Origin of the sequence: Catenuloplanes indicus (genome assembly GCF_030813715.1) — a bacterium.
GTDB lineage: Bacteria > Actinomycetota > Actinomycetes > Mycobacteriales > Micromonosporaceae > Catenuloplanes > Catenuloplanes indicus.
Window position 1 is genome coordinate 903,601 of record NZ_JAUSUZ010000001.1, and the last position, 13,917, is coordinate 917,517.

The window sequence follows — 13,917 nt, forward strand, 5'->3', positions numbered from 1 at the left end:
GGGCATCCAGACGGGCCCAGCAGGCGCTTTTTTCATATCCGGGCGGGCATCCGAGACGGCAACGCGAGGTCGGCACGTTGCTGACCCCACAGCTCGCGAAGGAGAAACACATGGCCACCGGCACCGTGAAGTGGTTCAACGCCGACAAGGGTTTCGGCTTCATCGTTCAGGACGAGGGCGGCGCGGACGTCTTCGCGCACTTCTCCGCGATCGCCACCAGCGGCTACCGCAGCCTCGAGGAGAACCAGCGCGTCGAGTTCGAGATCACGCAGGGCCAGAAGGGCCCGCAGGCGGCGAACATCCGCCCGCTCTGACGTAGCAGAACACCATCGCGGGGGTACGGCGTGCGCCGTACCCCCGCGATGTCTTTGCGCGGCCGTCAGGCCGGCTCCGGCGCGGCGGCGCATGACCGGCAGCAGTAGTGCGTCCACGGTGAAACCGGCCGGCGCCGATCGCGGCCAGCAGCAGCGCGCCCACGCCGAGGGCCAGGACCAGCTCGGCGCCGCCGGCGTCGACGAACATGCCGTTGCCGGTGCGCACGAAGACGTAGGCGCCAGCATGTTCAGCGCGAGCAGCGCGCCGAGGACCGGCGCGAGCAGGCCGAGGATCAGCGCGGTGCCCCGGGATCGATGACCGGCAGCCCGCGATCGTGATCCATGCCCAGACAGTGAACCAATCGTTGCCAGGGCACAAAAAAGGGAGAAAGGGAAAAACCCTTCCTCCGCCACCTCCAAGCTATATCAGACCCCGGGTCTTGCCGCAAGACCCGGGTGATGTCGCAGAATCCTTGCTCGTGCGCCCGGACCGGGCATTTTGGGGGGATTCTCGTGAGTGCGTTTGCTCTACCGGACGGCCTCGCGGCCAAGGCCGCACCCACGCTGATCGACGCGGACGAACGGCACTTCGCCGCGATCGCGGACGGCCTGCGACGGCAGCTCGACGACCTGACCGACCGACTCGCCGAGGCCCGCAAGGGTGCCGCGGGCAAGGGGCGGCAGGCGGTCGACCGCGACCAGGAGGTGCGCCGGCTGTCCACCCGGCTGCGCACGCTGCGCCGGTACGGCCTGGACCTGTGCCTGGGCCGGACGGTCGACGCCGTCACCGGCGAGACCATCTACATCGGGCGTCTCGGGCTCACCGACGGCGACGGCGGCCGGCTGCTGACCGACTGGCGCTCACCCGCGGCCGAGCCGTTCTTCGGCGCCACCCACGCGAACCCGATGGGCCTGGCCAGCCGCCGACGCTACCGGTGGACCGGCGGGCGGGTCACCGACTACTGGGACGAGGTGTTCACACCGGACGGGCTGGCGGGCCACGCCGCGCTGGACGACCAGTCCGCGTTCATCGCCAGCCTCGGCGGCGCCCGGTCCGCGCGCATGCGTGACGTGCTCGGCACCATCCAGGCCGACCAGGACGCGATCATCCGCGCCGGATCGGCCGGGACGCTCGTGGTCGACGGCGGCCCCGGCACCGGCAAGACCGTGGTGGCGCTGCACCGCACCGCGTACCTGCTCTACGCCGACCCGCGGCTCGGTCACCGCCGCGGCGGCGTGCTGTTCGTCGGCCCGCACGAGCCCTACCTGGCGTACGTATCCGACGTGCTGCCCAGCCTCGGCGAGGAGGGCGTGCTCTCCTGCACGCTGCGCGACCTGGTGCCGGAGGGCGCGCACGCGGCCGAGGAGAACGACCCCGCGGCGGTACGCCTGAAGTCGTCCGCGGACATGGTCCGCGCGGTCGAGGCCGCGGTCCGGTTCTACGAGGAACCGCCCACGTCCGCGACCACGGCCGGCGGCCTGCGGGTGACCGCCGGCGACTGGGCCGAGGCGTTCGGCGCCGCGGCCGGCATCCCGCACAACGAGGCCCGCGAGCCGATCCTGGACGAACTCGTCGCGATCCTGACCGGCCGGCACGACGCGGACCCGGCCACGCTGCGCCCCGCCCTGCGCGCCACGCTGCACCGGGCCTGGCCGATGCTCGACGCGGCCGACCTGATCGCCGACCTCTGGTCGGTCCCCGCCTACCTGCGCCGGTGCGCGCCCTGGCTGACCCCGGCCGAACGCGCCGTCCTCCAGCGCGCGGAGCCGCGCGCCTGGACCGTCTCCGACCTGCCACTGCTCGACGCGGCCCGGCACCGCCTCGGCGACGCCGGTGCCGACCGGCGGCGACGGCGACGGGACGCGGCCGTGGCCGGCCAGCGCGCCGGCATGGCCACGGTCATCGACGACCTGATCGCCTCGAACGTCCACGACGACGGCGAGGGCCTGATGCAGATGCTGGTCCAGCAGGACCTGCGCGACGTACTGGTCGACGACGCGGCGCTGCCCGAGGCCGAGGCCGACCGGCTGGCCGGCCCGTTCGCGCACATCGTGGTGGACGAGGCCCAGGAACTCACCGACGCCGAATGGCAGATGCTGCTGCTGCGCTGCCCGTCCCGCAGCTTCACCGTGGTCGGCGACCGCGCCCAGGCCCGCCACGGTTTCACCGGATCGTGGCCGGACCGGCTGACCCGGGCCGGCCTGGACCGGATCACCCTGGCGTCGCTGAGCATCAACTACCGCACCCCGTCCGAGGTGATGGCCGAGGCCGCGCCGGTCATCAGCGCTGTGCTGCCGGACGCGAACGTGCCGCGCTCGGTCCGCGACAGCGGGCTCCCCGTCGTACACGCGCGGGTCGAAGATCTTGATCTGATCCTCGCCCGGCACGCCGGTGCGGAGGGCACGGCCGTGGTCATCGGGCACCCGGGTTCGGCCGGCGCGGCGAAGGTGCGGTCGCTGACCCCGGAACTTGCCAAGGGCCTGGAGTTCGACCTGGTCGTCCTGATCGACCCGGACTCCTTCGGCGACGGCGTCGAGGGCGCGGTCGACCGCTACGTCGCGATGACCCGGGCCACCCGGCAACTGGTGGTGCTGACGAGTTCGTGAACATCGCGTCATCGGAATCGGTTGCGGGCTGTCCGGAATGTCACGATGGATGGACCGGCATCACGATCGAACCTAGTCTCTCCGCACCGTACCGACACCGGGGAGGCGTCGTGGGGAGTTCAGCCGGCGGAGCATGCTCGGGCTCGCGGCCGGAGCGGCGCTTCCCGCGCGGTACTGGAGCCGCCGCACCACAGCCCCGCCTGCAGGTCTCGCTGGGGCTGATCGCCTCCGCCGCCCACGCCACCGCCCGGAACCCCTGACCACCACCGGGGGGTACGGCACGGCGACGCGCTGTTCGTGGCGAGGTGTTTCAGCCGGCCGGGACGGCTCCGGAAGGTGCCGGCCGTCCGGCTGTCACGGTGCCGTCGAATTGCGCGGCCAATTCCGGAGTGGCGGCCCGGATCAGTGCGATCGCCTGATCCGTGCCCGCGTCCTCGGTGTGGTAGAAGCGGTCGCCGGCCGCGGTCGACACGCCGATCGTGATCCGGCCGCCCCACCGCTGGAGCAGCGACTGCCGCAGCGTCCAGCCGATCACCGCGTCCCGGCGGAGCGCGACCGTCAGCCGGGAGAACGCGCCGCGCCGCAGCACCAGGTACGGCCCGGCCATGGCGTGCCCGAGCGCACGGTACCCGGCGACCGCGAGCACCAGCGTGAGCGGCAGGAACGCCAGCGGCAGCAGCCACCACCGGCCCGGGACGGGCAGCGCCAGCAGCGCGGCGGACAGCAGCACCGGGCCGGTGACCGCGCGGATCAGGCGGCGGGTGAGCGCGCCGCGCGGGTGCCGGTGCAGGCGTGCCTCCAGCGGCCGGTGCCCGCCGGGCAGCACCCGGGCCGCGATCGCGCGCGCCTCCGGCAGCTGGATGCGGGGCAGCAGCGTGGCGGAGCCGGCCTCGCCGGCGCTGCGCAGGCCCGTGGTGATCAGCTGTGTCTCGGTGATCCGCAGCCAGCGCCACAGTAGCGGTTCTTGGAACGCGAGGCCGCGTACCCGCTGCTCGTCGCGGTGTGCGGTGTGCGTGTCGAGCAGGCCGCGGCGGGTGATCAGGGTGCCGCCGTCGCGGGTGAGCGTGAATCTCCAGTTCTCCGCCACGAACGCGCCGGCCTGGATCGCCACGCCGATCGGGTAGGCGACCGCGACGATGCCGGCGATCGTCCACACCGGTCCCAGTCCGAGCGTGTCGTAGAGGCGCAGACCGGTGTCGAGCAGGTCGACGCCGAACGCGCGCAGGAACCAGTAGAGCGCGAAGACCGGGCCGATCACCGCGAGCACGGCCCAGACCCGCACCGCGTTGATCACCACCCAGGCGGGGCGCAGGTGGGCGAGGACGTCGTCGGCCGGTTCCTCGACCGGCCGCTGGTGCACCAGTTCCCGACGGAGGCGGGTGGCGGAGCGGGCGTCGAGCGCGTCCAGCGTGAACGACGACTCCTGCTCGCCGGTGCCGATCCGCACCACGCGCAGCCCGAACGGGCGGTGCAGCAGTCTCGCGGTGGTGTCGACGCTGCGGATCCGGTCCCGGGCCACGGTGCGGCGGCGGCGCGAGACCCAGCCGCTGTGCAACTCGACTCGGTCGTCCAGCACCCGGTAGCGGGTGGTCAGCATGCGGATCAGGTCGGCCACGGCCTGCAGTACGCCGATCACGGACGCGGCCACCAGCGGCCACACCGGCCCGTCGTCACCGAGCACGACCAGACCGAAATATCCGGGTACGGAGGCGAGCGCGGCCCGGATCAGGTCCACCCAGAACAGCCGGACGCTCAACCACCGCCAGGGCGTGCCGTCGGCCGGTGTGCCCGCCTCCGCCGTCATGTGGCGTCCCCCGGGGTCGCCGCGGTCACCGCGCGCAGCCGGTCCACCGTGGCCTCCGCGTCCGCCCGGGACAGCCCTTCGATCGAGATCGCGCCCTCGGACGACGCGGTGGTCACCTTGATCGTGGCGATCCCGAGCAGGTTCTGGACCGGGCCGATCTCCGTGTCGATGCTCTGGATCCGGGAGATCGGCACGATCTGCCACTTCCGGGTCAGCCAGCCCTCCAGCGCGTACACCGCGTCGTCCGTGGCCTCCCAGCGGTGCACGCGGTAGCGCCACGCCGGCGTGACCGCGATGCCGATCAGGTAGCAGGCCGCGAGTACCAGCCACACCGGGCCGGTCCACGGCCGCGCCACCTCGAAGATCACGTGCAGCACACCGAGCGGTACGAGTACGACGACCGCCCCGATCGCCGCGCGCACGGTCCGCCAGAGAACGAACCGCCGGTCGACCCGATGCCGCGGCGGCCGTAGGACGTCAGCGTCGATCACCCGTTCATGATGACCGTGACCGTCAAGACGGTCACCAGCGGTGAGCGACGTCGATCACGACGCGGCCCGGGTCGGTCATCGTGAGCACGCGGAACGGCAGCCGCGCCCGGACACCGACCGCGATCTTGGTGTAGCCCTCGTGCGTGCCGCCGTAGAGCACGTCGCGCAGCGCGTCCACCATGAGCAGGTACTCGAAGCCGTTCGCGCGCATCCGACGCCGGCGCTTCAGACGCCGGCGCTTCAGACGCCGCACGTTCTTTTGCACTGCGCGTCTTCCGGCACCACACGTCTCCCGGCGCCGGACGTTTCCCGGCAGGCGCATTCAAGCGGTGGGGCCGCGGGTCAGAGCAGGGCTTTGTGGAGGGCGCTGAGGAGCCAGTGTTCAGCGCCGTCGAGGGTCCAGCCGTTGTCGCCGGTCAGGGTGAAGAAGGAGGCGTTGCCGAGGTAGTAGTAGAGCACGTCGGTGGCCTCGTCGACGGTGGGCCGGAGCGCGCCGAGCGACTCCAGGCGGCGGGCGGCGGCCGCGAGGCAGTCCCGCTGGATCTGGCGGGAGACGCGCAGGCTCTCGGCCGCGGCCGGTTCGTGCGGTGCGGTGTCGGTGACCACGCGCATCAGGTCGGCCCACGCCGCGAACGCCTCCCGGCTGGCGCGCACGACCAGCCGCAGCACCTCACCCGGCTCGGTCGCGGCCTCGATCCCGGCCCGCAGCGAGTCGAACACCGGGCTCGCCGGGCCGTCCTGGATGACGGTGCGGAGCAGGTCCTGCTTACCGCCGCCGACCGCGTACACGGTGGCGGGCGCGACCCGGGCGGTCCGGGCGATCTCGTTGACCGTGGTCTTGACGTATCCCTTGGTCACGAAGAGCTCCCGCGACGCCGCGATGATCGCCTGGCGTGTGGCCTCCGCATATTCCGCCCGCCGACTGGTCTGCACCCGCTCACGCTAACATCCCATGATCAGAGTGTCGCTCTGATCAACAGGCCGCCGAGCGGCCAAAACCCCACACCGGTACGACACCCGGGCACACGTTCCGCGGAGACGGGGACATCACCGCCGGCCCTTCCGCGACACGCGCAGCAGCGCTCGCGGCAGCCCCGAACGACCGGTCCACCACGTCGGGGATCGCCCATCTTCGGACGCGACCGTCGGGATGGACGTCACAGCGACAGTCGCCCAACTGGGGATGTTCCCCAGGCCCGCGACGTCGTCACGGGTGGCCGGCCTTCAACGTCGCGGCGCCGCAGCGCGCATTACGGGCGGCCGGCCGCGTGACCGGGGCCCACCGGGGCGTGGCCGGTGGAAGAGATCCGGGCTCAGAGCCAGGTGCCCATGTAGAGGACGAAGACGGCCGGCATCAGGGCGACGGCGGGGAGGCCGAGCCAGCGGACGCGGGGCAGGAGGCGGAACCAGACGACCGGGGCGGAGGCGAGCAGGACCGCGGCGGTGATCAGTTCGGCCAGTTGCCGGCCGGAGCCGTGCAGGCCGGGGAAGAGGTAGGCGCTGAGCAGCAGGGCACCGGCGAGCATCCCGCAGAGGGCGGTGACGGTACCGGCGATGAGAGCACGGGCCTCGATCGGCAGCTCGTGGACGTTGCCGGCGAACGCGCGGGTCTTGATCAAGGGGTTGCCCTTCTGCCATGCGGTCTGCGAGGTGCGGTGGCAGAACCGTAGGTCAGTGTCGGATACCCGCGCACGACCTTGACAACACCGTGTAACCCGTGCATTGCCGAGAGTCTGCCCTCATCCGCGATCCCCCATCCGATTTGACGGGAAATAACAACATAAAAAGGTGAAGGGGTTCCACCCGAACGGCCGATGCGCCGCCAAAACCGTAAGCAATGACGCAGATACTTTAAGTAACCACTCGACCGGCATCCACCAAGAATTTGATCTGGACGCATCGACCGGAGTCGACAAGACTGAGGCATCAGCCCGACGACGAATTCCCGACAAGACCGCCACCGTCTCTTGGTAGGGAGCACCATTGAGCACCGTTCTCGCCGTCCAGCTCTTCACCGTCCGGGACCGGCTCGCCGCGGACCGGCCCGGCACGCTGCGGGCGCTCGCCGACGCCGGCTACGGCGCGGTCGAGCCGTTCCAGGCACACCGCGATCCGCACGCGCTCCGGGCCGACCTCGACGCGGCCGGGCTGTCCGTGTGCAGCGCGCACACCGACGTCCTCGGCGCGGACGCGGACGCCGCGTTCGCCGCCGCGCCGGTCCTCGGCACGGACACGCTGATCCAGGCCTACCTGCCGCCGGAGCGGTTCGCCGGCCCGGACGCGATCGCGGACACCGCCCGCCGCCTGGACGCGGCCGCGGTCCGGGCCGCGGACCTCGGACTGCGGGTCGGCTACCACAACCATCACTGGGAGGTGTCCACGCGCGTCGGCGGCCGCACCGCGCTGGAGGTGCTCGCGGACCGGCTCACGCCGGAGGTGCTGCTCGAGGTCGACCTGTACTGGGCCGCGACCGGCGGCGCGGACGTCCCGGCGCTGCTCGCCCGGCTCGGCGATCGCGTCCGCTACCTGCACGTCAAGGACGGGCCGGCCACGATCGAGGGCCCGATGACCGCGGTCGGTGACGGCGTCGTGCCGATCGGTCCGGCGCTCGCCGCCGCGCCGCCCGGCACACAGCGGATCGTGGAACTGGACCACTGCGCCACCGACGTCCTCGAGGCGCTGCGGGCGAGCGCGGCGGTGCTGCGATGAGCGGCGCAAATCCGGTCGGTGTCGCGATCGTCGGCTGCGGCACGGTCAGCCACCAGTACCTCCCCACGCTCGCCGGCTACCCCGGCGACGTACGCGTGGTCGTCTGCGCCGACCTGGACGTGGCCCGCGCCGCCGAGGTCGCCAAGGAGTACGACGTCCCGCTGGCCACCGACGTCCCGGCCGCGATCACGCACCCGGACGTGGAACTGGTCGTCAACCTCACCGTCCCGGCCGCGCACGACGCGGTCGCCGCGGACGTGATCGCCGCCGGCCGCCACGTCTACAACGAGAAGCCGCTGTCGCTGGACCGTGCCTCCGGCGCCCGCATGCTCGACGCCGCGGCCGCGGCCGGTGTGCGCGTCGGCGGCGCACCGGACACGTTCCTCGCGCCGGGCCTGGCGAACGCGCTGCGCGCGGTCGGCGACGGCACCATCGGTACGCCGCAGAGCGCCCTGCTGATCATGCAGAGTCCCGGGCCGGAGTCCTGGCACCCCTCCCCCGAGTTCCTCTACCAGCCCGGTGCCGGACCGCTGCTGGACATCGGCCCCTACTACCTGACCGCGCTCACCGCCGCGTTCGGCCCGGCCACCCGCGTGGTCGCGCTCGGCCGGCGCGCGTTCGCGCAGCGCACGATCGGTAGCGGCCCGAAGGCCGGCACGGTCTTCCCGGTCGAGGTGCCGACGCACGTGACCGCGCTGATCGAGTTCGCCACCGGCCGGATCGCCACCCTCGTGATGAGCTTCGACTCGCCGCTCGGCCGCACCGGCCTGCTGGAGATCACCGGCACCGCGGCCACGCTGGCGCTGCCCGACCCGAACCGGCACCGCGACCACGGCCGGATCCTGCGCCGCGGCGACACCACGTGGACCGGCCTGCCGGTCGCGCCCGGCGACGAGGACCCGCACGTCGCGCGCGGGATCGGCGTGGCGGAGATGGCGCGGGCGATCCGGGCCGGCGTCCCGCACGCCGCGTCCGGCGAACGGGCGCTGCACGTCCTCGACCTGATGCTGTCCATCATGGAGTCGGTCGCGCACGGCGAGCACGTCACCGTACACAGCAGTTTCGACCCGGTGGCCGGATGAGCACCGTGCTGCTCACCGGCGCCGCGGGGACGATCGGCACGCTGCCCGGCGAGACGTGGTGGCGTGGCGACGTCGCGGCGCTGACCGTACCCCCGGATGTGGACGTGGTGGTTCATCTGGCCGCGAACGCGCGCCCCGGCTTCGGCACGTTCCTGATCTCGTCCCGCAACAGCCGCTCCCGCTGGGACGCGACCGAGGACGAGCAGCTCCTGGGGTATGCGCCACAGGACGACGCCGAGGCCTACGCCGACCTGGCCGGCAACGTGACGTCACAGCAGGACTGCTTCCGGGGGACCGTCGCGAACCGGCACTCCCCACCCCGATGACACCTCCGCGCCGGGCATCCACCGGGTGTGGAGCTGACCTCGCGGGCGTCCGTGGGGTGAAGATCTGGCCGGCGGCATACTCGTCCGGCATGGGGGCCTGCCCTGATCGGCATTTCCGGCGTACCCGCGCGAGCTGTTCTGATCTGTCATGCACAGCGTGATAGATCGGAGAGTCATGACGACCACCATTGTGGACGCGCCGTTCGACGGTGCCGACGGCGTGCGGCTGCGCACGGACATGGGCGCGGAGCTGATGGAGCGGTTCAGCGACGTCCAGGAACGGGAGCCGGTGGAGCCGACCGCGGAGAACGTCGACGCGTTCGTCGTAGCCCGGGACGCCGCCGGCACCGCGGTCGGCTGTGGTGCGCTGCGCGTGCTGGAGGACGGCACGGCCGAGGTGAAACGCATGTACGTGGCACCGGAGGCACGCGGCACCGGCACGTCCACCGCGATCCTGCGCGCGCTGGAGGACCGGGCCCGCGACCGCGGCGTGACCACGGTGCAGATGGCGACCACGGTGCGGCAGCCGGACGCGGTCCGGTTCTACGAGCGGGAGGGCTACCGGCGGATCGAGAGCTTCGGGCCGTACCCGGTGCATCCGCTCGGTGTCTACCTGACCCGCGAGATCTGACCGGGGCGCGGGCGGCGGCACCACGGCCGCCGCCCGCCCCTCAGACCGTGCCGGCGCGCGCGGCCGTCACCACCCGGCCACGGTCGGAGTTCGCGAAGCGGGCCAGCATCGCGCGGATCTCGGCCGCGTCCGTGTTCGCACCGAACAGTTCGGTGCCCGGCTCCATCCGCACACCCTCGGCCAGCGGCCCGGCCGGTACCGGGTCGAACCCGAGCGCGTCGACCAGCGCCGCCACCTCCGCCACGTCCTCGTCCGCGCCCGCGACCGCGATCGCCCGGCGGCCCGGCGTGCCGGACGGCAGCGTGCCCTCCTCCAGGTCGTGGTAGCCCATGTGGTTGAACGCCTTCACCACCCGTGCACCGGCCAGGTACGCCGCCACCGTCTCGCTCGACGACGTGCGCGGGTCGGTGAGGTCGTCGCGCACGCCGTCGACCTCCCACCAGTAGTTCATCGCGTCGATCACCAGCTTGCCGCGCAGCGCGTCCGCCGGGACCGACCGGTACTTGCCGAGCGGCAGCGCCAGGATCACCACGTCCGCCCGCGCGGCCGCCTCCGCCCCGGAGACCGCGACCGCACCCGGCGTCAGGATCTCCACGATCAGCCGGATCTTCTCCGGGTCGCCGGAGCCCGCGATCAGCACGTCGTACCCGGCCGCGACCGCGAGCCGGGCCAGCACCGTGCCGACCTTGCCGGCGCCGAGAATCCCCAGGGTCGTCATCGCTACTTCTCCGTCATCATGTCGCGGACCATCGGGAACACCTTGTCACCGAGCAGCTCGACCGCACGCAGTCGCGCGCTGACCGGCTGCGCGCCGACCGTGTAGATCAGGTCGAAGCGTCCCACGTCCAGCGCCTTCGCGGCGCGGGCGATCTTACGCGCCACCGTCTCCGGCGCGCCGATGTAGAGCGAACCGTGCTCCACCTCGTGGTCGAACTCCGCGCGGCGCAGCGGCGGCCACCCGCGCAGCGCGCCGATCCGGTCCCGCTGCACCTTGTAGTACGGGTAGAACAGCTCCTTCGCGGCCTCGTCGGTGTCCGCGACGAAGCCGGGCGAGTGCATGCCGACCGGATGCGCGACCGTGCCGAGCTGCTCCGCGGCCCGCCGGTACAGGTCGACGTACGGCGCGAAGCGCTCCGGCGTGCCACCGATGATGGCCAGCATCAGCTTCAGGCCGTGCTGCGCGGTGCGGACCACCGACTGCGGCGACCCGCCGACGCCCACCCACGCGTCCATCCGCCCGGACTCGGTCTTCGGGAACACGTCGGCCTCGTCGAGCGCGGGCCGGGTCGTACCCTTCCAGGTCACCGGGTGCTCGTCGAGCAGCTTCACGAAGAGGTCGAGTTTCTCCTCGAACAGCACGTCGTACTGGCTCATGTCGTAACCGAACAGCGGGAACGACTCGGTGAACGAGCCACGCCCGAGGATCGGCTGCGCCCGGCCGCCGGACAGCGCGTCGACGGTCGCGAACCGCTGGAACACCCGGACCGGGTCGTCCGAGCTGAGCACGGTCACGCCGGATGCGAGCCCGATGCGCTTCGTGCGCGTGGCGATGCCGGCCAGCACGGTCTCCGGCGTGGAGATCGAGTATTCCGGGCGGTGGTGCTCGCCGAGCGCGATCACGTCCACGCCCAGCTCGTCCGCGAGCACTGCCTCGTCGACGACCTGCCGGATCGCGGCCGCGCCCGACACCAGCGTGCCGTGGTCGTCCTCCGGGACGTCGCCGAACGTGTCCAGTCCGAGAATCATGGCGCTGCCCTCCGAGGTAATTGACGCGTCAATCGAAGCTATGATGGACACGTCAACTACCGGAGGTCGAGGTTTATGCCCCGCAAACTGCCCGATCGTGACGAGCTGCACATCTGGCGTGAGTTCATCGAGTCCACCGAGGCGCTGCGCACCCGGGTGACCGGGCGCCTGCACGACGACACCGGACTGAGCGCCGGCGACTACACGGTGCTGCTCGCGCTCAGCGAGGCGCCGGAGACCCGCATGCGCTCGTCCGAACTGGCCGGCCACGTCGGCTGGGAACGCAGCCGGCTCTCTCACCACCTGGGGCGGATGGAGCGGCGCGGGCTGATCGCGCGCACCGGCGCACCGGGCGACAACCGCGGCGCGCTGATCGTGCTGACCGCGGAGGGCGGCGCGGCGTTCCGCGCGGCCACGGTGCCGCATCTGCGGGTGGTACGGGAGCTGTTCGTCGACGCGCTCACGCCGGAGCAGCTCACCGCCGCCGGCGAGATCGCCGCCGCGCTGCGCGCGCACCTCAGCGGCCGCTGATCCCGGCCGGCGCCGCACGCGCTGCGGCACTCGCTGATCCAGCACTCGCGGTGCCTGCTTCCGGCGTCACTGGTCCGCGCCCGTCCGGCGTGTCGCACGCCGCCACGCCTAGCGCATCCTAGGAGGCTAGCCTCTTCTCCGTACCGCCGATTTATCGGGTATTCAATAGACCGCCTTCAAGATCGACCTTAGTCTCTTCCTGTGGTGGGTCACCCGCCCCCGGAACCAGGAGGAGCCTTGGAAACCCCAGCCTCGAAGTCCTTTCTCAGCCGCCGCCGCATGCTGGCGCTGGCGGCCGGTGGCGCCGCCGGTGTCGCGCTGCCCGCACCCGCCTGGGCGGTCGGTGACCAGCGGCCGGGCGCGGTCCGCCCACCCGCGCTGACCCCGGGCGACCGCCAGGTGGCCGGCGAGGTGTCCGCCCGGCGCGCGCTCGACCACCTGCGCGTGCTGTCCGAACGGATCGGGCCGCGGATCGGCGGCACCCGCTCGGAGAGGCGCGCGGCCGACTACATAGCGGACACTCTCGACCGGCTCGGCTACGACACCACGCTGCAGCCGTTCCCGGTCGCGGACAAGTTCCTCGCCGACCTGGACGTGCCCGGCGGTCTGCCCCGCGACCTGTGCTGGCAGGCCGGCGCGTCCGGCCAGGCCGCGCTCGGCACCACGGTGCGCGGCGAGGTGCTGGACGCCGGTGCGGGCGGCGACGCCGACTACCCGGCGGACGTACACCGCAAGATTCTGCTGGTCGACTACGTGGCCGCGAACCGGGAGGCCGCGGTCGCGCTCGCGGTCACCCGTGGCGCCGCGGCCGTGATCTTCCTGCCCGCCGACCTGGTCGAGCCGCGGCGTGCGTCCGCGTTCAGCCCTACGCTGCCCGGCTCCGCGACCACGCCGGTGCCGATTCCGGTGGTCGGCGTGGCGCAGGCGCAGAAGCACCGGCTGCGCGCGCTGCTCTCCGCGGGCCGGCTGCGCAAGCTCACCGTCACCACGACCGCGCACCGCGCGCTGACCTCGCACAACGTCCTCGCGGAGCGGCGCAAGGGGGACGGCACCGGCCCGGTCGTCATGGTGAGCGCGCACTACGACACCGTGATCGGCGCGCCCGGCGCGAACGACGACGGCTCCGGCACCGTGCTCAACCTGGAACTCGCCCGCGTGCTGCGCCGGCTGCCGGTCAACGCGACGCTCCGGTTCGGCCTGTGGGGCTCGGAGGAGCAAGGGCTGATCGGCTCCCGCTACTACGTGGCGCAGCTGCCGCAGACCGAACGGGACCGGATCGTCGCCGTGTTCCAGAACGACATGGTCGCCACCAGCTGGGACCCGGCCACCCGCTACTGGCTGCTGTCCTTCACCGGCCTGGCAAACCGGGCCACCGACGAGGTCGCCGCGGCCGCGGAACGGCTCGGCTACGCCCCGCAGATCTCCCCGGTCACGCTGCGCGGCTCCAGCGACCACCAGTCGTTCCAGGAGGCCGGCATCGCGTCCGCGAACTTCTCCTGGCGCGGCGAGGAGTCACCGGCGATCCTCGAACCGCCGTACCACAGCCCGGAGGACACCATCGCGAAGAACATCAGCCTGGAGCGCCTCAAGGTCTCGATGGAGCTGATCGGCTCGGCCGCCTACGCCACCGCCCGGAACCCGGTGCCGGCGTAGCCGTTTGTGCCCGGGCGGGTGGG

Annotated in this window: 16 protein-coding genes; 9 read left to right on the forward strand and 7 right to left on the reverse strand. The window is 72.4% G+C overall.

Annotated elements, in window-relative coordinates; genetic code table 11:
* The first annotated feature begins 110 nt into the window (after window positions 1-110).
* From J2S42_RS04255 to helR, 3 genes are all read left to right on the forward strand, one after another.
* The gene (locus J2S42_RS04255) at window positions 111-314 is read left to right on the forward strand and encodes a cold-shock protein (protein ID WP_306829036.1); all 204 of its coding nucleotides are present in this window, start codon (window positions 111-113) and stop codon (window positions 312-314) included.
* Between the two features lie 91 nt (window positions 315-405).
* Window positions 406-633 carry a hypothetical protein gene (locus tag J2S42_RS04260; RefSeq protein ID WP_307235406.1) on the forward strand — a complete coding sequence of 76 codons (228 nt, stop codon included), beginning with the start codon at window positions 406-408 and terminating at the stop codon, window positions 631-633.
* Between the two features lie 140 nt (window positions 634-773).
* On the forward strand, window positions 774-2,921 hold the full coding sequence (gene helR, locus J2S42_RS04265) for an RNA polymerase recycling motor ATPase HelR (protein ID WP_307235408.1): 2,148 nt from the start codon (window positions 774-776) through the stop codon (window positions 2,919-2,921).
* Between the two features lie 310 nt (window positions 2,922-3,231).
* Here helR and J2S42_RS04270 read toward each other — a convergent pair whose 3' ends face one another.
* The 5 genes from J2S42_RS04270 to J2S42_RS04290 all read right to left on the reverse strand — a co-directional run bounded on the left by J2S42_RS04270 (window position 3,232) and on the right by J2S42_RS04290 (window position 6,835).
* Window positions 3,232-4,725, reverse strand: coding sequence for a PH domain-containing protein (locus J2S42_RS04270; RefSeq protein ID WP_307235410.1), 1,494 nt, complete (start codon window positions 4,723-4,725; stop codon window positions 3,232-3,234).
* A complete protein-coding gene (locus tag J2S42_RS04275) occupies window positions 4,722-5,216 on the reverse strand; it encodes a PH domain-containing protein (RefSeq protein WP_307235412.1) in 495 nt (164 codons plus the stop codon). Before J2S42_RS04275 ends, J2S42_RS04270 begins: the two co-directional genes overlap by 4 nt.
* A gap of 31 nt (window positions 5,217-5,247) precedes the next feature.
* A complete protein-coding gene (locus J2S42_RS04280) occupies window positions 5,248-5,427 on the reverse strand; it encodes an AMIN-like domain-containing (lipo)protein (protein WP_307235415.1) in 180 nt (59 codons plus the stop codon).
* Window positions 5,428-5,558: 131 nt separating this feature from the next.
* A complete protein-coding gene (locus J2S42_RS04285) occupies window positions 5,559-6,149 on the reverse strand; it encodes a TetR/AcrR family transcriptional regulator (protein WP_307235416.1) in 591 nt (196 codons plus the stop codon).
* Window positions 6,150-6,529: 380 nt separating this feature from the next.
* Window positions 6,530-6,835 carry a hypothetical protein gene (locus tag J2S42_RS04290; protein ID WP_307235418.1) on the reverse strand — a complete coding sequence of 102 codons (306 nt, stop codon included), beginning with the start codon at window positions 6,833-6,835 and terminating at the stop codon, window positions 6,530-6,532.
* 364 nt (window positions 6,836-7,199) lie between these two features.
* Here J2S42_RS04290 and J2S42_RS04295 point away from each other — a divergent pair, with 364 nt between their 5' ends.
* The 4 genes from J2S42_RS04295 (at window position 7,200) to J2S42_RS04310 (ending at window position 9,964) form a co-directional block, all read left to right on the forward strand.
* Window positions 7,200-7,925: a sugar phosphate isomerase/epimerase family protein gene (locus tag J2S42_RS04295; protein WP_307235420.1), complete on the forward strand. Its 726-nt coding sequence runs from the start codon at window positions 7,200-7,202 to the stop codon at window positions 7,923-7,925.
* Window positions 7,922-9,007: a Gfo/Idh/MocA family protein gene (locus tag J2S42_RS04300; RefSeq protein WP_307235423.1), complete on the forward strand. Its 1,086-nt coding sequence runs from the start codon at window positions 7,922-7,924 to the stop codon at window positions 9,005-9,007. Before J2S42_RS04295 ends, J2S42_RS04300 begins: the two co-directional genes overlap by 4 nt.
* On the forward strand, window positions 9,004-9,333 hold the full coding sequence (locus tag J2S42_RS04305; protein ID WP_307235424.1) for a hypothetical protein: 330 nt from the start codon (window positions 9,004-9,006) through the stop codon (window positions 9,331-9,333). The genes J2S42_RS04300 and J2S42_RS04305 overlap by 4 nt, the downstream gene beginning before the upstream one ends.
* A gap of 175 nt (window positions 9,334-9,508) precedes the next feature.
* Window positions 9,509-9,964 (forward strand): GNAT family N-acetyltransferase, encoded by a 456-nt coding sequence (locus J2S42_RS04310; protein WP_307235426.1) that lies wholly within the window; start codon window positions 9,509-9,511, stop codon window positions 9,962-9,964.
* Window positions 9,965-10,004: 40 nt separating this feature from the next.
* Here J2S42_RS04310 and J2S42_RS04315 read toward each other — a convergent pair whose 3' ends face one another.
* Window positions 10,005-10,682 (reverse strand): NADPH-dependent F420 reductase, encoded by a 678-nt coding sequence (locus J2S42_RS04315; protein ID WP_307235428.1) that lies wholly within the window; start codon window positions 10,680-10,682, stop codon window positions 10,005-10,007.
* Between the two features lie 2 nt (window positions 10,683-10,684).
* A complete protein-coding gene (locus J2S42_RS04320) occupies window positions 10,685-11,710 on the reverse strand; it encodes an LLM class flavin-dependent oxidoreductase (RefSeq protein ID WP_307235430.1) in 1,026 nt (341 codons plus the stop codon).
* A 75-nt stretch (window positions 11,711-11,785) separates the two neighbouring features.
* Between J2S42_RS04320 and J2S42_RS04325 the strand changes: the two genes are divergently transcribed.
* Window positions 11,786-12,241, forward strand: coding sequence for a MarR family winged helix-turn-helix transcriptional regulator (locus tag J2S42_RS04325; RefSeq protein WP_307235432.1), 456 nt, complete (start codon window positions 11,786-11,788; stop codon window positions 12,239-12,241).
* Window positions 12,242-12,478: 237 nt separating this feature from the next.
* The gene (locus J2S42_RS04330; protein WP_307235434.1) at window positions 12,479-13,894 is read left to right on the forward strand and encodes a M28 family peptidase; all 1,416 of its coding nucleotides are present in this window, start codon (window positions 12,479-12,481) and stop codon (window positions 13,892-13,894) included.
* Window positions 13,895-13,917 lie beyond the last annotated feature (23 nt).

Excerpts from the sequence above, each read along its gene's own strand:
- J2S42_RS04270 (WP_307235410.1), bottom strand. The coding sequence starts at position 4,725 with ATGACGGCGGAGGCGGGCACACCGGCCGACGGCACGCCCTGGCGGTGG.
- J2S42_RS04315 (WP_307235428.1), bottom strand. The coding sequence starts at position 10,682 with ATGACGACCCTGGGGATTCTCGGCGCCGGCAAGGTCGGCACGGTGCTG.
- J2S42_RS04320 (WP_307235430.1), bottom strand. The coding sequence starts at position 11,710 with ATGATTCTCGGACTGGACACGTTCGGCGACGTCCCGGAGGACGACCAC.
- J2S42_RS04305 (WP_307235424.1), top strand. The coding sequence starts at position 9,004 with ATGAGCACCGTGCTGCTCACCGGCGCCGCGGGGACGATCGGCACGCTG.
- J2S42_RS04325 (WP_307235432.1), top strand. The coding sequence starts at position 11,786 with ATGCCCCGCAAACTGCCCGATCGTGACGAGCTGCACATCTGGCGTGAG.
- J2S42_RS04255 (WP_306829036.1), top strand. The coding sequence starts at position 111 with ATGGCCACCGGCACCGTGAAGTGGTTCAACGCCGACAAGGGTTTCGGC.
- J2S42_RS04300 (WP_307235423.1), top strand. The coding sequence starts at position 7,922 with ATGAGCGGCGCAAATCCGGTCGGTGTCGCGATCGTCGGCTGCGGCACG.
- J2S42_RS04280 (WP_307235415.1), bottom strand. The coding sequence starts at position 5,427 with ATGCGCGCGAACGGCTTCGAGTACCTGCTCATGGTGGACGCGCTGCGC.
- helR (WP_307235408.1), top strand. The coding sequence starts at position 774 with ATGTCGCAGAATCCTTGCTCGTGCGCCCGGACCGGGCATTTTGGGGGG.
- J2S42_RS04310 (WP_307235426.1), top strand. The coding sequence starts at position 9,509 with ATGACGACCACCATTGTGGACGCGCCGTTCGACGGTGCCGACGGCGTG.
- J2S42_RS04260 (WP_307235406.1), top strand. The coding sequence starts at position 406 with ATGACCGGCAGCAGTAGTGCGTCCACGGTGAAACCGGCCGGCGCCGAT.